The organism is Pseudomonas sp. ADAK21 (assembly GCF_012935735.1).
In the GTDB taxonomy this organism is placed as follows: Bacteria; Pseudomonadota; Gammaproteobacteria; order Pseudomonadales; family Pseudomonadaceae; genus Aquipseudomonas; species Aquipseudomonas proteolytica.
The window spans coordinates 3,384,855-3,403,281 of the sequence record NZ_CP052857.1 but is presented as its reverse complement, the minus strand read 5'-3'; the positions used below and the strand labels follow the sequence as shown (position 1 = coordinate 3,403,281).

General features: G+C 61.9%; 10 protein-coding genes and 1 pseudogene. 5 read left to right on the top strand and 6 right to left on the bottom strand.

The features are described from left to right. Positions 1-88 precede the first annotated feature (88 nt). Positions 89-5,179: an NEL-type E3 ubiquitin ligase domain-containing protein gene (locus tag HKK57_RS15400; RefSeq protein ID WP_169390377.1), complete on the top strand. Its 5,091-nt coding sequence runs from the start codon at positions 89-91 to the stop codon at positions 5,177-5,179. A gap of 1,339 nt (positions 5,180-6,518) precedes the next feature. Here the strand turns inward: HKK57_RS15400 and HKK57_RS15395 are convergent. The 4 genes and pseudogenes from HKK57_RS15395 to HKK57_RS15380 all read right to left on the bottom strand — a co-directional run bounded on the left by HKK57_RS15395 (position 6,519) and on the right by HKK57_RS15380 (position 11,669). After that, a complete protein-coding gene (locus tag HKK57_RS15395) occupies positions 6,519-7,001 on the bottom strand; it encodes a CS1 type fimbrial major subunit (RefSeq protein WP_029297441.1) in 483 nt (160 codons plus the stop codon). 5 nt (positions 7,002-7,006) lie between these two features. Then, positions 7,007-7,768 carry a molecular chaperone gene (locus tag HKK57_RS15390; RefSeq protein WP_154906668.1) on the bottom strand — a complete coding sequence of 254 codons (762 nt, stop codon included), beginning with the start codon at positions 7,766-7,768 and terminating at the stop codon, positions 7,007-7,009. Positions 7,769-8,907: 1,139 nt separating this feature from the next. Continuing rightward, positions 8,908-11,052: pseudogene (locus HKK57_RS15385) on the bottom strand (TcfC E-set like domain-containing protein); the annotation flags it as partial. A gap of 119 nt (positions 11,053-11,171) precedes the next feature. Continuing rightward, the gene (locus HKK57_RS15380) at positions 11,172-11,669 is read right to left on the bottom strand and encodes a CS1 type fimbrial major subunit (RefSeq protein WP_169390375.1); all 498 of its coding nucleotides are present in this window, start codon (positions 11,667-11,669) and stop codon (positions 11,172-11,174) included. A gap of 497 nt (positions 11,670-12,166) precedes the next feature. Here HKK57_RS15380 and HKK57_RS15375 point away from each other — a divergent pair, with 497 nt between their 5' ends. Beyond that, on the top strand, positions 12,167-12,739 hold the full coding sequence (locus HKK57_RS15375) for a PadR family transcriptional regulator (RefSeq protein WP_029297447.1): 573 nt from the start codon (positions 12,167-12,169) through the stop codon (positions 12,737-12,739). After that, positions 12,736-13,506 (top strand): siderophore-interacting protein, encoded by a 771-nt coding sequence (locus HKK57_RS15370; protein WP_169390374.1) that lies wholly within the window; start codon positions 12,736-12,738, stop codon positions 13,504-13,506. Before HKK57_RS15375 ends, HKK57_RS15370 begins: the two co-directional genes overlap by 4 nt. A 35-nt stretch (positions 13,507-13,541) precedes the next feature. On the opposite strand, the gene HKK57_RS15365 is transcribed toward HKK57_RS15370, so the two are convergent. Both HKK57_RS15365 and HKK57_RS15360 read right to left on the bottom strand, forming a co-directional pair. Next, positions 13,542-14,165, bottom strand: a complete 624-nt coding sequence (locus HKK57_RS15365) for a Pr6Pr family membrane protein (protein WP_169390373.1) — start codon at positions 14,163-14,165, stop codon at positions 13,542-13,544. Then, positions 14,162-14,395 carry a VF530 family DNA-binding protein gene (locus HKK57_RS15360; RefSeq protein ID WP_029297450.1) on the bottom strand — a complete coding sequence of 78 codons (234 nt, stop codon included), beginning with the start codon at positions 14,393-14,395 and terminating at the stop codon, positions 14,162-14,164. The genes HKK57_RS15365 and HKK57_RS15360 overlap by 4 nt, the downstream gene beginning before the upstream one ends. A 295-nt stretch (positions 14,396-14,690) precedes the next feature. Between HKK57_RS15360 and HKK57_RS15355 the strand changes: the two genes are divergently transcribed. Both HKK57_RS15355 and HKK57_RS15350 read left to right on the top strand, forming a co-directional pair. Then, positions 14,691-16,709 (top strand): TonB-dependent receptor, encoded by a 2,019-nt coding sequence (locus HKK57_RS15355; RefSeq protein WP_169390372.1) that lies wholly within the window; start codon positions 14,691-14,693, stop codon positions 16,707-16,709. 305 nt (positions 16,710-17,014) lie between these two features. After that, on the top strand, positions 17,015-18,352 hold the full coding sequence (locus tag HKK57_RS15350) for a carbohydrate porin (protein WP_169391198.1): 1,338 nt from the start codon (positions 17,015-17,017) through the stop codon (positions 18,350-18,352). Positions 18,353-18,427: the final 75 nt, after the last annotated feature.

Below are 18,427 nucleotides of genomic sequence, written 5' to 3'. Positions count from 1 at the left end.
ACCGCGAATCATCCCCAGGATTTTGAACTTTTGTTCTGAACTTCAGCAGATACGCTAATGCTTAAAACCATCTAGCGAGCGTTACTGCATGCCCGAACTGCCCACTCCTGCCCAATCGCCTACGACACTCTATAAAGGGCCCCACTATGAACGGCTAACACAGCTCATCCCCGACTGGCTTACCACCGCCACCTTGGCCAGGGTCAGCCCATTGGGCAGCGCCGAGCTGTCCCGACCGGCCTGGTACGCCAGCGCCTCGCCCAGCCAACATCAAGTGCTGCAGCGCACCAATGCCGAAGGCTGGCGCGCGCAAAACGCGGTGGATCGCCAACTGCGCGAAGTGCAAGACGTGTATGCGTTTGCCGAGCCGTTGTTGAAGCAGGCCATCTACGACAAATACCACCTGAACGTCGACGTCAAAAGTACGTTCCTCAACCTGTATATCCCCAAAAAATTGCCCTGGTACGCACTCACTATTGTCCCTGGCGTGACCAGCCGCAAAGTGTCACTGCTGGATGCGGCGCTGCATAATTTTGCCGCGAGCGAAACCTTTGAAGACGACTCCTGCTACATCTCTCAACCCGACTACCGGGGCCACTTCACCCTCAAACCCCTGCACCCCAAAATGTCCATCCAGCAGTTCAAGGCGCTGTGCCGAGAACTGGACCTTGGCGCCCGCTATCAGCAGCATTTGCAAGACCACCTGCTGCCCAGCGATCCCGCCGCCCGCGCCGCACTCAAGCACAGCATCATCACCAGCCAAAAAGCCGCCCTCAAAGCCGCCGCGCAACTGGCGGCGCTGAAAACCAATGACCAACAGGTTCCAGACCTGGGGCGGGCGGCCTACGGGGTATTGATGCGCGCATTGCGCGATGAGCGCGGGGTGTTGCAGTTCTACCAATTGCACATTCTGGATGCGCCACTGACCGGGATCCTGCTGATTGCCGCAGACCTGGACCGGGTATCCAGCGTGTCAAAACTGATCGCCTATATCCCCCATGATCCCGAAAGCCCGGTCAAGGAATACGACTCCAGCCTGGCCTTCATGCGCGACCTGACGCGCAAACTGCAAGCCAACGCGCCGATCCCCTCACGGGGGCAGCAGACTTACCAGCAGTTCTTCAGCCAGTTTGTCGACCATGGGCTGCGCGGGCATTTCTTTGCCGGGCTGGATCAGCGTTTGTGCCGGGTGCAGTGGCATGAAGCATCGCCCCTGGACCCGCGCCCGCAATGGCGCGAAACGCCGCTGGACAATCCCCGCCTGCAGTTTTCGGCGGTGCGTATCGACGGTGATCTGTGGGAGCACCTCTATCAGCAAGCCCTGAACAAGATTCTCAATGATGGGCGCACGATTGCCGTCGCCACCACCGACGCCGACAGCCACCAGCGCTGGGCCTGGTGGGACAACCTGACAAAAATCGTCGCGGATATTTTCAACATCGCCCTGCTGGTCATCACACCCTTCGTGCCGTTCCTCGGTGAGTTGATGCTGGCCTATACCGCCTATCAACTGAGCAGCGATGCCATCGAAGGCCTGGTAGACCTGGCTGAAGGGCAATTTCGCGAAGCGGCCGACCACCTTGTCAGCGTGGCCACCGATGTCGTGCAACTGGCCACCTTCGCCGCCGGCGCAGGCCTTGGCAGTGCCTTCAAGCGCTCGTCGTTTGTCGACGGCTTGCATCCGATCAACGTCGACGGGCAACCCCGCCTATGGAACCCGGACCTGACGCCTTACGCACGCAACGACCTGCAACTGCACAGCGACGCACAGCCCGATGCCCTGGGCCTGCATGCCCAGGGCGACACCATCATCCTGCGCCTGGAGGGCCGGCACTATGTGGTCGAACACGACCCCACCGCCGACACGTATCGGATCAAGCACCCGAGCCGGCCGCACGCCTATGCACCGAAACTCGACCACAACGACCATGGCGCCTGGCTGCATGAGGCAGAAGACCCGCATAGCTGGGACCGTGAGACCTTGCGCGCTCGCCTGGGCCCCTTGGCGCAGGGCCTCACGCCCGCAGAGCTGGAGCAGGCCTGTGAAACCAGCGGCACCCACGACGGCGCCTTGCGCATGATGTACGCCCACCGCGAACCGCCGCCGCCCCTGCTGGCCGACAGCCTCAAGCGCCGCCGCCTGCACCGGCAAGTCGAGCAGGCACCGCAGCAGATGCGCACCGGTGCCATGCCTGATCTGCCGACCAATTGGTCAGTGCAAACCATCAGCGAGCTGGCCGGCTGGCCCTCAGACAAAGCCATCGATGTGTTTATCAATAACGATTTGAGCGGCTATGCCATGCGCTACGGAGCCACCGACGCCACACACGCCAACACCCTGAAAATCAGCCATCACGATGTCCGGGCCGGCAAGTTGCCCGAGCACGTCGTGGCGTTTCTCAGCGAGGCAGAACTCAAGGCGCTACTGCCCTCGCCGGTGCCCGACACGCGATCCGGGCAGATCGAGGCCTTGCGCGGGCAACTGGCCGAGCGCCTGGTGCCGCAGAAGACCACGATTTTCAACCACCTCTATAGCACCCGCGAAGTGCTCGACACGCCCCACGGCCAACTGATTCAACAGCAATTCCCGCACCTGCCCAGCGATCTGGTGAGCCTGTTGCTGCTGCGCACCTCGCCCGGGGAGCTGGAGGTGATGAGCAGCGAGCAGCGCATCCCCCTGCGCCTGAAAAACCTCGCCCGGGAACTGGCCAACGAAGTACGCGCCAGCCACGCCAGCGAAGGCCTGTACGACGACGCCTTACTGACGCCGGATACCGAGCGCATGGCCTTGAATATCGTGCGCTTGAACAGCGACTCGCTGGGCGACCTGAATATCGCCATCCATAGGCAATCGGCCGATGGCCCCTTGCGTTGTCAGGTCGGCCCGACTGACGCCGGCACGCAGAAAATCCTGTTGTACCAAAGCCAGGGACGCTACCAGATCCACGGTGCACCGGACGTGGCGCAGTACAGTTTCTACGAAGCCCTGTTGCGTGTGCTCCCCGCTGACGCGCTCGGCTACCGGCCAGGCCAGGGCGAGCTATTCAGGGCCTGGCTCAAGGAGCAACTTGAACCCCTGGCCGCACGCCGTACGGTATTGGAAGCACCCAGCCGACGCCGGGCCGACGAGGGCGTCACTCAACGCCTGCTGCAAAAGCCCGGCTTCGAAGCCTTCCGCCGCTTGTTTCGCCGCCGGCCGGTGCAAACGCCGACGTTCAGAGAAACCCTGAGCACACTGTGCCCCTCGCTCAACGAAGAGGAGATCGCGCAGGTCGCGCCCTTTCTCCAAACCCCAGCGGGTAAGCAATTGCTGGTCAAGCTGCAAGCCGACCACCTGCTGCTGCTCGAAGACCTGCACTACATTCGCAAACGCCGAACCCTCGGCCCGGCAGGCAGCGTGCTCGCGGAAAACGAACTGTTGATGCGCAAGATGATCCTCAAGGAGTTGCGCACCTGCTGGGAGGATGGCGCCTACCAGAGCATGTTGCCAACGCAACCCCGCGCGCGCGGCACCCTGCTGGACTTGAGTGAGCTGGTACTGGGGCACTACATACACCACATGGAACCATTGCGGGCCGACTTCAGCCATGTCACCCGCCTGAACCTGAGTGGTACGCGCCTGCAGGATCAGGAAATGGGCTTTCTGCACAACTTCCCCAGCGCGCGTGTCGTGGACCTGTCCCACAACGAACTGACCGGCCTGCCCCCTCAACTGACCGACCTGAAGCACCTGAGCGCGCTGAACCTGGGCCATAACCCGATCAGGTGGGTGCGCTATGACTACGAGGTGCTCAAACGGCTGTGGCAGTTGCGCTCCTTGAACCTGGAGGGGCACAACCAGCTGAAAGTGCCACCGGACATCAGCCTGATGCCTGAACTGCGTCGACTGGCCCTGCGCCGAACCGGTATCACCCAATGGCCAGTCGGCCTGGACAGCCCCCGACTGGCGATCCCCGAACTGGACCTGACCCACACTGAGGTCAGCAGCGTGCCGCAATTCGCCGAAGACTCGGTGGGTGCGCGCATCGTCGCCGGCAGTTGGCTGGACCGTGGCAAGCTCGAACCCGAGGATGAAAACCGTTTTGTCAGCTACCGCCGGGCGTTTGGTTTCGACCCCTATCGCACGGCGCCACGCAGCAGTGCGAGCGAGCGGCAGTATTGGCTATCCGGCCTGGACGGCAACGAGCGCGACGTGGCCATCAAGGTCTGGGACGACGTTGAAAAAGAGCATGGCTCCCAGGGAGTTTTCGACCTCCTCAAACTGTTGCGCCCACCAGTGGAATTCCAGACCGAGATAGATGCGCAATTGTTTCGCGAAGGCCGGGAAGACCTGGCCATACGGGTCTGGCAGTTGCTGTTTGCGATGGATGAGAACCCGCAGTTTCGCGAGCGGATGTTCAGCCTGGCCGCGACACCGGTCAATTGCGCGGATGCCGGCGCGCATGTATTCAATCGCATGGGCGTCGAGACTATGCTCGAACACATTCTCAAGGATAACTCCCCGCAGGCACTGCTCCAACGCGAGAGCCGCCTGGTGAACCTGGCCAGGCAATCCTGGCGCCTGGACCAGGTCAACCGACTGGCGCGCGAAGAAGTCCTGCACCGCGTCACCCCGGTCAGCGAAGGCGGCCTGGGGCAAACCTTTGGCAGCGGTGAAGGCCAGGTGGATGACGTGCAGGTCTACCTCGCCTACCAGACCGGACTCAAGACACGCCTGCACCTGCCGTGGGTGTCCGAACACATGGTCTACCGCAACACCGCCAGGGTGACCCAGGCCCATCTCGACAAAGCCGCACGTGCGATTCGCCAGTTGCAGCAAGGTGACGGGCTGGTCAACGGGGTACTGGAGCAACCGTTCTGGAACGACTACCTGCACGACGCCCATCTCCAAGCCTTCAACACCCAGGACGAACTGCGGGAAAAGGCCGGCAGCCAACTGCAGGACCTGCTGGAACTGCACCAACAATGGTCCGCAGGCCAACTGACGGCCGAGGCCAAGACACACGTGCGCGAGCAACTGGTGGCCCTGGCCGACGAACTGGTTATCCCACACAGCGTGGTACTTACCGAACAACCATTGCCAGACAGCACCGTGCTGGGTTTTTACGAGCGCATCCAAAATGACTACAACGAACTTGCCCGCCGCCTGACCCGCCAGGCTTTAATCCAGTTTACTTAGCACTGAGCGGACAATCAGCGCGTGTCCTGGCCTGCCGGCCTGTTGTGGCGAGCGGGCTTCCTGTGGCGAGCGGGCTTGCCCCGCGCTGGGTGGCGAAGCCGCCCCACTCCAACCGCCGTAGATATTTCAGGCACACCGCGCCAGCAGGGTTTGGGGCGGCTTCGCCACCCAGCGCGGGGCAAGCCCGCTCGCCACAGGGACGGGGGCAGCAGGTCAGGACTTTTTGGAGACTTCGCAGCCGGAGGCAGCAGCACCACAGGACTTTTGTAGCCCGCAGGCTTCTTGTGGCGAGCGGGCTTGCCCCGCGCGGGGCTGCGCAGCAGCCCCACTCCAACCGCCGTAGATACTTCAGGCACACCGCGCCAGCAGGGTTTGGGGCGGCTTCGCCACCCAGCGCGGGGCAAGCCCGCTCGCCACAGGGATGGGGGGCAGCAGGTCAGGATTTTTTGGAGACTTCGCAGCCGGAGGCAGCAGCACCACAGGACTTTTGTAGCCCGCAGGCTTCTTGTGGCGAGCGGGCTTGCCCCGCGCTGGGCTGCGCAGCAGCCCCACTCCAAACACCGTAGATATTTCAGGCACACCGCGCCAGCAGGGTTTGGGGCGGCTTCGCCACCCAGCGCGGGGCAAGCCCGCTCGCCACAGGGACGGGGGCAGCAGGTCAGGATTTTTTGGAGACTTCGCAGCCGGAGGCAGCAGCACCACAGGACTTTTGTAGCCCGCAGACTTCTTGTGGCGAGCAGGCTTGCCCCGCGCTGGGCTGCGCAGCAGCCCCACTCCAACCGCCGTAGATATTTCAGGCACACCGCGCCAGCAGGGTTTTGGGCGGCTTCGCCACCCAGCGCGGGGCAAGCCCGCTCGCCACAGGGATGGGGGGCAGCAGGTCAGGATTTTTTGGAGACTTCGCAGCCGGAGGCAGCAGCACCACAGGACTTTTGTGGCCCGCAGACTTCTTGTGGCGAGCGGGCTTGCCCCGCGCTGGGCTGCGCAGCAGCCCCACTCCAACCGCCGTAGATATTTCAGGCACACCGCGCCAGCAGGCTTTGGGGCGGCTTCGCCACCCAGCGCGGGGCAAGCCCGCTCGCCACAGGGATGGGGGGGCAGCAGGTCAGGATTTTTTGGAGACTTCGCAGCCGGAGGCAGCAGCACTACAGAACTTTTGTGGCCCGCAGACTTCCTGTGGCGAGCGGGCTTGCCCCGCGCTGGGCTGCGCAGCAGCCCCACTCCAACCGCCGTAGATATTTCAGGCACACCGCGCCAGCAGGCTTTGGGGCGGCTTCGCCACCCAGCGCGGGGCAAGCCCGCTCGCCACACGTCGCTTTATTTAAGCCCGCGGCCACATTCAGGGTGCCAGGAAGTCGAACACCAGGTGCACTGTGCCGTAGTACTCGCCGCCGCGATATCCGTCATCGGGTTTTATCGCGGCGATGTCCAGTTCGGCGCGGCGGCCGGCGCGGGCGTCGTTGGCGTTGACCACTTCTATCGGGTCCAGGGTCAGGGCTACCCGGTTGAATTGCACCTGCAGGTCGATGCGGTTACGCCCGTTGTACAGGTACGGCTCGACCCCCAGGCGGGCCGCGACCCCGCCGTTGAGGTTTTTCACGTCGAAGTTCTTGCGCAGCCTGCCCAGTTGCTCGGTCACCAGGTTCCAGGCCAATAGTTGGTCCTGGCCCATCCAGTCCGACTCGGACGGCAGTACATAGGCCTCATGCACCGGGATGGTCACCGAAACATCGAATGAGTGGCGCTCCTGGATTGCCGCGGTGTGGGTTGCTGCCAGCATGCAAGCCGCCAGTACACCGAGTCTTGTCAGTTGCTTGGACATCATCATCACCCGTTACTTTTCTCGACCTTCATCGGTTTTTTATCCAACCCTTCCACCAACACAAAGCTGTAGCGCCGGCCCGGTTTTTTCTCGAACTTCAATTGCCGCTCCGGCAGGATGTGGTGCTTGGTGGTAGGCACGCAGTCGGTGGCGTCGGTCACCGAGCAATCATGAAACTCATCGAGCACCACGGTGCTGTTGCCGGCGTTGCGCAGTTGGTATTGATCGGTGGTGTCGCTGATCTGCGTATCAAACCGCGTGTCTTTGGGGCGCACGAAAAACACCGTGCCGTAGCCGGCCATCACGTTGATCCCGGCAGCGAGGTGGTCCTTGTAGTCGGCGCGATCTTCTTCGGTGATGCCGAAGTTGTCGTCTTTTTCCGGAACCACGGGGATAAAGCGCACGCGGAAATAGCGCTCCTTGTCGCGCGGGCCCATGTACAACAGGCGCGTGCCCTGGCGGCCGTTTACCGGGACGATCAGGCGCGACGGGCTGGCCATCAGGCCGTCGCGGCTGGTGGTGGCGCCCTTGTCGTCGGTCATCGAAGCCACCGGTACTTCGCGGGTGGTGCCGTCGGCGTTGTAGATGATTTCCAGCACATTGACCTTGATGAACGCGGTGCTGGTGCCACCATTGAATACACGCTTGAGGTAGGAGCTGCGATCGCCTTCGAGGTAGTCATACACCACCCCCACATTGATCAGCGGCCCGGCCTGGGCGGTGAGGGAAATCAGGCACAACCCGATCCATAACGCTGCTTGTTTCATGTTTACTACGCCTCATTGATTGAATGCGGCGGGCCAGGCCCGCCGGTGGTGCGGCGAGACTAAATCTCGGAATCCCAGATCACGGTCGCCACGCCCGAGTAAGTGCTGCCCGGCTGGTTGAGCATGCCGGCCATGTCGTCCCGCAGGACTTCAAAATGCAGGGTGCCGGGACGGTCGTTGACGTAGAACAACGGCTGGAACAGGTCGGTGCCGTCACCGTCCAGGCGCAAGGGGCGTTTTTGCACGGCCTGGTTGCCACGCCCATCGATGCCGCTGGGCAGTGTCACGGCGATCTGCAACGGCACTTCATCGCCATTGGCGTTGCGCAGGCCGCAGGTGTTGCCCATCACGATCGAGCACTCCAGCTGCATTTTGAAACGCGAACTGGCGGCGATGCGGAAGGTCTGGTCGCGGTACAGCCGGGTCGGCGCACGCCCACGGTTGAGCCAGGCTTGCCAGCCGCCCTCGGGGATCAGCTCGATACGGTTGCCGCCAGGGGGGATATCAACCTTGAGGTCGTGTTCCACGCTCAGGATGAAGTTGAAGGTGAGCGCATTTTTATTGGTGACCAAAACGTCGCCAAAGTCGTAATCGCCACCCGGGCCCATGGTGTAGGTGATGCTGCCGTGGTACTGGCCACCCGACATGGTCAATGGGTTTGGCGTCCTGAGTTCATAGGCGTATTCCAGAGTGGCGATCCGCATATAGCTCAGGTCATGGGAAGGTTGACGAGCGCAAGCGCCCACCCCTTCAGGTGTCAGCCAGAACCAGGACGCGGCAGAAACCCCGGCAGCAAGATGGCCGGTCCGTCGACAGCCGCCTGGTGGATTAAGCCATTGGCCCTGCCAACTGAATCCAGGTTTGGCCCAGGTCGATACGCCTGGCGGCCGGGGTATGTACCACGTCGAACCGATGCTCGCGATGCGTAGTTGCACGGTCTCGGTTTCCCCGGTGGCAGTGTGGGTCACTTGCAGGTCACGCCAGTCCGAAGGCACCTTGACCATGAAGCCTTTACGCTCATCCTCGTGGTTGGCCAGGATGGGTTGGTTGGAGTCCGCCCTGAGGTCGTTGTCCCTGAGGCTGAAAATCCCCAACGCCCGGCACTGGGTGGGAATATGCGCCGCACAAATCGAGCTGATCGGCGTGGTGTTTTCGAAGTCGAAGTTCACCGTGCTGCTCTTGTAGGCGGCCACCGGCACAAAGTTGCGCCCGGGCCGCAGGATGGCGCCGCCACCGCTGAAGTCGTCGGCACGCAAGGTGATCTCATCGAGGTCAGTCTCGACGTCGACGATCATGCCCGCGCCATTGGTCTGGTACTGGCTGGTCATCAGCATCTGGTCGCCACCGGCAACGAAGGTGCTGTGCAGGTTCAGGCCACCGCTGAGGTTGCCGTTGAACGAGCTGCGTTGGACGAAGCCATCACCGCTGACGACATCACTGTCAAAGCTGGCCATGCCCGACAGGCCGACGCCGTAGGTGTCGGTGATCGCCGTGGCCGAGACGCTTTGCAGCAGGTGCTCGGTGAGGTCCTGGCGGTAGGTGACCGAGGCATTGTTATCGCGGCCACCGTCGCGGTCGGTACGGGTACCGATGCTGCCGGAAATCTGCCGGCCATCGCCGCCCAAGGCCAGGCTCACGGAGAGGTCCACGCCACGATTGCGCTGATCGCCGGTGCCAGAAGTGCCCGGTCGATCGAACACCGAGAACCGCCAGTTGGCGTCGCTGCCCCACAAGGTATCGCGCCGGCTCCAGCCCAGGTCCAGCCCGGTGCCTTCGACGTTGCCCTCGCTGTGGGACAGGCGCAGGTTCCAGGAATTTCTTGCGTCGACCCGGTGGTTGACCGAGAGCGCCGAGTTGCTGGCCTGGCCGACAAAGGTATTGCGCCGCAGACGCGTGCCGTCCGGCAGGGTTTCATAGGTGTCACGGGTGTCGAGCCAACTGCGGTTATGGCTGAACACCAGGTTGGTGGCCCCAAAGGTATAGAGCCCCTGCAAGTCCATGCCAGTGCCGTGTTCACGGGTCTGGTAGAGGTTGGCGAAAAGGCTGGTGTTGTTGGCCACCGTCCAGTCTGCCGAGCCGCCGTATTGCAGTTGGTCGCGCACTTCGCGCGCTGACAGGCCGAGGATCACCCGTGGGTGTACCAGGTAGTTGAGCGAGGCGCCGGCAGTAACCGCGCCGGACGCCTGTTCGTCCCAATTGCTGAACAACTTGGTTTCGCGCCCGGCAAACACGTTGTAGCGCCAGCGGTCTTCCGCGTTGCGCCAGTTGCTGGGTTTGTAGACCAACTCCTGGGTGGTGCTGACGGTCAGGCCATCTTCCACCAGGCGCACTTCGACTTCGTAGATGCCGCCGGGCAACGGTCGCGTGTCCAGGGTCTGCAAGCCTGCCGCCACCGCCTGGGTGTTGACTAGCAGGCCATTGCGGTAAATCTCCACGGCGGCCTGGCGATTGGCGGTGACGTAGATCGGATAGACACTGGCCTTGGTGTTGTTGATCGCCAGGCTGTCGGAGCTGCCGTACATGACACCCAGCGCCGTATCGGGGCTGGCGCCAAAGCTGCGCAACTGACGGGTCAGGCCATCGGAGTTGGGTGTGAAATGGCCCAGGCGCAAAAAGCGACCTTCCAGTTCACGTTGGGTGTAGAGCTCGTGAATCGCGTGGCGCAGTTGTTCTTCATCGCCACTCTGGCGCGCCAGTTGCAAATTGAACACTTGGGTCCAGTTGCCCAGGCTGGCACTGGCCTGCAGACCATAACGCCCGCCCAGGTCTTCATCCTCGCCGCCGTTGAGGTTGAGCTGGTTGTTGATAATCAAGCCACGGCTGCCGCCTTCGGGCTGTGCGTGATAGCGCGGAGCGTCGCCGGCGTGTTCGACGTTCTGGGTGATGATCGACAGCAGCGAGCTTTCAAGGTTGTAGTGGGTGGACACCAGTTGCTGTGGGCAAGACTGGGTGCACGCGCCAAGAGCAACGCCGCTGGCCAGCACCGCTTGCCAGATGTCGCGGGTGGCCGCCGGGACTTTGCTGTCGCCGGTGTCGGTGAATTCCAGCAACGTCACACGTTCGTCCTGCGACAGGACAATCAGCGCCTCCCCCAGGGGTTGCTGGTCCAGTTCAACCTGTACCGCCAGCGGCACATCGAAGAAATGATCGCTGAACCCGGCAGGCAAACCCTGGGCCTGGGTCAACAGACTGGCGGGCGTGACGATACCTGGCGTGGGCGCGGCCAAGGCACTCGTACAAATCACTAGCGCAAGCGCAACCGCGATGAGCGTCATCGGGAACATGAAAGGAATACTCTGAGGGCCAAGAGACAAAACAAAAAACCAGGCCGGCCTACGGGGAGAATCAGCCGGCCCGAACGCCAATGCCCGCGGGCGTAAAAGCCCGGCGGGCACCTACACCATCAAGGTGTCGTTGGCAGCACCGCGTCGAACACCAACGGCACAGTGGTGGTGTAGGCACCGCGCTGGGTTGCCGAAGGCTTGGCTGCCACGATGCGCAGTTCAGCAGCGACGCCTGGGGTGGAGTCCGCTTCGGTGACGACTTCTTTAGGGGTGCCGGTCATCTCTACACCGTTAAAGCTGGTGGTCAGCGCAATGTTCTGTGCAACGTTGCCGTTGAACAGCACGGCCGGGCCGCCTTCGATGTAGGCGTGGACCGAGCCGTTGGTGTTTTTCACGTCGTAGACGGCGGTCAACGGCGCCAGCTCACCGCTGACAATGTTGTAGCTCATGGTTTCATCGCGGCCGAAGTTAGGGTCACGTGGCTGCGCGTGGAACACGGTTGTCGGGATATTCGCCTTGATGTTGACGGTGTGGTTGGCTTCACCGGCGGCGAATGCCATCGACGAATTCAGCGCCAGAAGGGCCAGAGGGGCAGCAATTGCGAACTTCTTGAACATGGTGATTTCCTGTTTTCCGGACAAGTTAGTGACCCACTGAAAGTTGAGAATCAGATCCAACAAACAATGAGAGTCGTCGCGATGAAACTTAAGTGATTGCAACGCGAAGCAGATGATCCACTAACTTTAAAAACAGATATGCAAGGCAGTTCCCACACTGCCGTAGCCAATAGATACAGGTCGATGCGGAAAAATATGGCACTTTGCCAAAACTTTAATTTTTTCCGTAGGATAAGGACTACATGAATGGTTACAGCAAACGAACAATGAAAAGTCCGTAAGAACAGTACCACAAAACTAACTAAGCAGAGGTGCAACGCCACCCACTAAAGTTTGAGCTTTGACTCTAATACTAGTTATGAAGCGCAACTTATGGGGAATAAATTAACTTGGCGCACGGCTCGCCCGCCCACGGATGACCGTTGGTCACCTGCCTCTGGCTGGAATCTAAGATATATCTTACGTTATGTCTAAACCACACAGCAGAGAGCATGACAATGAGAGACCCTCATTCCCACCGTGAACCCGGTGACGACCGCGACGGCTTCGAAAAACGCCCAGGCCGCGAACGCGGTGGTCGAGGCCCACGGGTCTTCGCACCCGGCGACCTGAAGCTGTTGCTACCGGCGTTGATCGCCGAACAGCCGTGCCATGGCTACGACCTGATCCGTCAGATCGAAGGCCTGTTCGATGGCGCCTACAGCCCCAGCCCTGGGGTGATCTACCCCACCCTGACCTTCCTTGAAGAAAGCGAACTGATCACCGGCGACGCCCAGGGTGGAAAAAAACGCTACACAATCACCGACGCCGGACGTCTGTTCTTAAGTGAGCAAGCCATTGCGCTGGACGGTGTGCGCATGCGCATTGATGTCAGCAAACGCTCATTGCGCGGCCACGACCGACCGCCGCAAATCCACGAGGCAGTGCACAACCTGCGCCATGCCTTGCAGTTGCACCACGGGCGCTGGAGCCCGGAAGAAATCACCCGCGTCGCGGCGCTGCTCAACAGCACCGCCCAAGCCATTGTGGACGGCCCGGCCGTCCCACCTGTACAGGGGAAAACCCTATGAGTACGCCTGTCATTCACCGTGTGAGCCACGAGATCAAACGCCGGCGCCTGGAGGTGCTGCGCGTGGTCGACATCACCCCGCGCATGCGTCGTATCACCCTGGGTGGCGAGCAGTTGGCGGGGTTCGTCAGCCTGGGTAGCGATGACCATATCAAGCTGCTGTTCGCACAGAACGCTGCCGAGCAGGCGGCACTGGAAAGCCCGACATTCAGTGTCAAGGGCGAGGGGCCACAACCGGCGATGCGCGACTACACCCCGCGTCGGATCGACCTGAGCCGCGGCGAGTTGGATATCGACTTTGTGCTGCACGGTGACGGCCCAGCTTGCACCTGGGCCGAACAGGCCAAGCCCGGCCAGCACCTGCACATTGCCGGCCCCCGCGGGTCGATGATCGTGCCGGACATCTTCGACAGCTACCTGCTGGTGGGCGACGAAACCGCCATCCCGGCCATTGCCCGCCGCCTGGAAGAACTGCCGGCAGGGCGCAAGGCGCTGGTGGTGATCGAGATTGCCGATGAGCATGAAAAGCAGGCACTCGACAGCGCAGCCGATGTGCAGGTGAACTGGGTGGTGCGTGGCCAGGATGAGTTGCTCGGCACCGTACGCGACCTGCAAGTACCAGAAGGCTCGTTGTATGCCTGGGTCGCCACCGAGACCAAGCTGTCGCGCCAGGTACGCCGGGTGCTGCTCGACGAGCACAAGCTCAACGATGAGTTCGTCAAGGCCGTGGGTTACTGGCGTGCCGACGGCAGCAGCGAAGAGAAGTAACCCTTGTGGGAGCTGGCTTGCCTGCTCCCACAGTTTTACGCTGCCGGCTTCAGGATCTTGTCCAGACCCACTAGCGCCAATGCCACCAACACAAACCCCAACAGGATGCCCCCGGCATTCATGAACACCTGTGGATAACCCAGCGTCCCTACATCAATGAACGGGTACTGGTATTGCCCCAGGGCGTGCCCGCGCAGCAGTACATAAGCGAAGTACACCAACGGGTAAATCACCCAGTACCCGACGTGCCTGAGCCGCAGCGCGCCCTTGGGCACACAGAACCACCAGTAGCCCAGGAACAGCAACGGCATCACATCGTGCAGCAATTCGTCGGCGATAAACTGCCAGCCCTCGGGGCTCCACAAATGCCGCAACAGCAAGCTATACGCCAGGCCCACCACGACAATGCTCACCGCAATACCGCTGCTGACCGCCGGGCGCAGGAAAAATCGGCGTGCGGCCGAAGAGCGATTCACCAGTGCATAACTCAACACCACAGCGGCCAGGGTGTTGGTCAGCACGGTAAAAAAGCTGAAGAAGTTCACCAGGCCGCCCAACAGGCTGGCATCGGCCATCCAGCGCGAATAGCCAATCAGGTACAGCTGGATCGTCAGGCCCGCCCAACCGGCCAGCGCTGCCCCTGCCACATATGCCCTCATTCCTGGGGGCGTTTGGTGCGCATCAACTTGACGTACAACCCTTCGACCTTTTCCCGCGCCCATGGCGTCTTGCGCAAGAACGTCAGGCTCGACTTGATGCTCGGGTCGTTCTTGAAGCAGCGGATGTCGATGCGCTCGGCAAGGCCTTGCCATTCGTAGTGCGCCACCAGCGCGGTGAGCACCTGTTCGAGGGTAACGCCGTGCAGTGGGTTGTTGTTCGGTGCGGTCATGCCGGGCCTTTGCCAAGTAAATGAAGAAGAAGCCGCGCACCTTAGCCGAGGTGCCAGGCCGGTGGAAGCACGACCTTGATTGTAGCCCCACCCCCGCCCCCCTGTAGAAGCGAGCTTGCTCGCGAAAATCGTCAACGCTGAAGCGGGGCATCAGGTTTAACGCGGCGTCCTGAAGTTTTTCGCGAGCAAGCTCGCTCCTACAAGGCTTGTGAAAAGTTCCACTCCACGGCCAGAAAAGAGATGTTATATTGTAACTATAAGTATCCAACTCTCTGCTCGACCAAGGAACCTCCCGATGTCCCTCTCCCCTCTCTGGCGCCTGACCCCGCTGGCGGCTGCCCTGTTGATCGGCTCCCAGGCCCACGCCCTGGAACTGCAACCCCAAGTCATCACCGGCAACCCCCTGGGCAGCCAGCAACTGGCCTCGCCCACGACGGTGCTGGAAGGCGATGACCTGACCCTGCAACAAAAAGGCAGCCTGGGCGAAACCCTGAACAAGCAGCCAGGGGTGTCGTCGTCGTACTTCGGCCCTGGCGCCAGCCGCCCGATCATCCGTGGCCAGGATGGCGACCGCATCCGCATCCTGCGCAATGGCGTCGGCGCGCTGGATGCCTCGTCGCTGTCCTATGACCATGCGGTGCCGCTGGACCCGGTCAACGTCGAGCGCATCGAGATCGTGCGCGGCCCGGCTGCCCTGCTCTACGGCGGCAGCGCCATTGGCGGCGTGGTCAACACCTTCGACAATCGCATCCCCACCGAAGCCATCGAAGGCATCCACGGTGCCGGTGAACTGCGCTACGGCGGCGCCGACACCACCCGCAGCAGCGCCGGCAAACTGGAAGCCGGCAACGGCACCTTCGCCCTGCACCTGGATGCCAGCGCGCGGGAATTCAACGACCTGAAAATCCCCGGTTACGCCCGCAGCCGCCACGCCCCCCAAAGCGAGAATGGCCCCGGCAAAAACGGCCGCCTGGGCAACAGCGACGGACGCCAGGACGGCGGCGCGGTGGGCGGTTCCTACACTTGGGACGACGGTTATGCCGGGCTGTCCTACAGCAACTCCGACAGCAACTACGGCTCCCCCGCCGAACAGGATGTACGCATCCGCATGCAGCAGGAGCATTACGCGTTCGCATCGGAGATTCGCAACCTGCAAGGCCCGTTTACCTCGGTCAAACTCGACGCCGGCTACACCGATTACGAACACCGCGAAATCGAAGGTGGCGAAACCGGCACCACCTTCAAGAACAAAGGCTATGAAGCACGCATCGAAGCGCGCCACCAGCCGATGGGGCCTTTCGATGGCATCGTCGGTGCCCAGGTCAGCCGTAGCGAATTCTCCGCCTTGGGCGAGGAAGCGTTCGTACCGCAGACCGATACCAATGCCGGCGCGCTGTTTATCCTCGAAGAAATGCAGGCCAGCGAACGCCTGAAACTGAGCCTGGGTGCACGCCTGGAGCACACCACCGTCGACCCGGACGGCAAAGGCAACGAGCGTTTCGCCAAGGCCAACCGCTCCAGCAGCTTCACTGCGGGCAGCCTGTCGTCGGGCGCGGTGTATACGCTGACGCCCATCTGGTCGCTGGCCGCGACCCTGGGCTACACCGAGCGCGCGCCGACTTTCTACGAGCTGTATGCCAACGGCGCCCACGTCGCCACCGGTACCTATGAAGTGGGTGATGCCAAGCTGTCGAAGGAAAAGGCCGTGGCCAGCGACCTGGCCCTGCGCTTTGACAATGGCACCCATAAGGGCAGCTTCGGTGTGTTCTACAGCCACTTCTCCAACTACATTGGCTTGCTGAACAGCGGCCGCACCTTGAATGACGAGGGCGAAGAAGACGCCGATGGCATCCCGGAATACACCTACTCCGGCGTGCGCGCGCGTTTCGTCGGCTTCGAAGCCCAGGATCACTGGAAACTCAGCGAAGGGGCCTACGGCAAGTTCGCCCTGGAACTGTCGGGCGACTACACCCGCGCCACCAACCTGGATACCGGCGAAGCCTTGCCGCGCATCGCCCCACTGCGTTTGAACAGTGGTTTGTTGTGGGAACTGGACCGCTGGCAGGCGCGCATTGATGTCGAGCACGCTGCCGGCCAGGGCCGTGTACCGCGCAACGAAAGCGGGACCGACGGCTACACCACCCTGGGCGCCAGCGCCGGTTATCGCTTCAACCTGGGCGGCAGCCAATGGCTGGCGTTCGTCAACGGCGAGAACCTGACCAACCAGACCGTACGTTATGCCAGCTCGATCCTGCGCGATATTGCGCCGGCGCCGGGGCGCAGTGTGCAGGTGGGCTTGCGCACGACCTTCTAACAGACACTGATTAACCGTGCGGGCTTGCTCGCGAAAGCGGTGTTTCAGTCAATCTATCCGGTGACTGATACACCGCTTTCGCGAGCAAGCCCGCTCCCACATGAGATATGCGGTAGTGCGTCGCACTGTTACCAAATCCGAAAGAATCCATCTTGCGATTAGCGCTTTCTCTCCCCGAGCCGGCGCTTTATCCTTGTCGGCAACAACCTGAAACGTTTCATCCGCCGCTCAAACCTGACCCGTTGGCACCCGCCAATCGCGGTTTGCGTACTAAAACCAAAAACTATTAAGACCTGCCCTTGCCTATGCCTGCTTTCCCAACACTGCGCCTGTGCGCTGCGCTGCTGCCTTTGTGCCTGATCACCTGCGCCCAGGCCGCGCCGGCCTTTGACCGTGAGTCCCCGTGGATGCTGGATGATTTCGGCGGCTCTCGGACAGCGCTGTCTCAACAGGGCTACGACTTCAAGATCGACTACACCGGTGAAATGGGCAGCAACCTGCACGGCGGCTCGGACCACGACCGCACTGCGCGCTACAGCGATCAATGGGCCTTCGGCAGCCACCTGGACCTGCAGAAGATCCTTGGCTGGCACGACGCCGAGTTCCAACTGACGATCACCGAGCGCAGTGGCAACAACATCACCAACGATCGCATCAACGATCCGCGGGTCGGCGGCTTTACCTCGTCCCAGGAAGTCTGGGGCCGTGGCCAGACCTGGCGCCTGACGCAGATGTGGTACCAGCAGAAGTTCTTCGACCAGAAGCTGGATATCAAGGCTGGGCGTTTTGGCGAAGGCGAGGACTTCAACAGCTTCCCCTGCGACTTCCAGAACCTGGCGTTCTGCGGCTCCCAAGTGGGCAACTGGGTCGGCGGCATCTGGTACAACTGGCCGGTCAGCCAATGGGCGCTGCGGGTCAAATACCACCTGACGCCCGAGTTGTACGCGCAAATCGGCGCCTATGAACAGAACCCGTCCAACCTCGAGCGTGGCAATGGCTTCAAGCTCAGCGGCAGCGGCACCCAAGGCGCCCTGCTGCCGGTGGAGTTGGTGTGGACCCCGAAGATCCACGGCCTTGCTGGTGAATACCGCGCCGGCTATTACTACAGCAGCGCCAAGGCCAGCGACGTGTACAAAGACCGCAACGACCAGCCCGCGGCCGTCAGTGGCGAGGCCTACCGCAGCGCCTCCAGCAAGCACGGCGTGTGGCTGGGCGTGCAGCAGCAAGTCAGCAGCCTGGCCAGCGACAACACCCGGGGCTTGAGCGTGTTCGCCAACGCGACGATGCACGATAAGAAAACCAACGCTGTGGATAACTATGTCCAGGCCGGGGTGGTCTACAAAGGCCCGTTCGATGCCCGTGCCAAGGACGATATCGGCTTTGCCGTGGCCCGCGTCCACGTCAACCCGGCATACCGCAAGAACGCCCAGGCCAGCAACCAGGCCCGCGCGGTCTACGACTTTGACGACGCCGCCTACCTGCCGGTGCAAGACACCGAATACAGCGCCGAACTCTATTACGGCGTGCACGTCAGCAACTGGCTGACGGTGCGCCCGAACCTGCAGTACATCCGTCATCCGGGGGCCGTCGCCCAGGTGGATGACGCGCTGGTCGGCGGGATCAAGCTGCAAGCGTCCTTCTGAATCGCAATAAACGCAATTAGCCCTGAACCAAGCCTGCGCGCAAACGTCATCTACAGTGAACAAGCGCGGGACTAC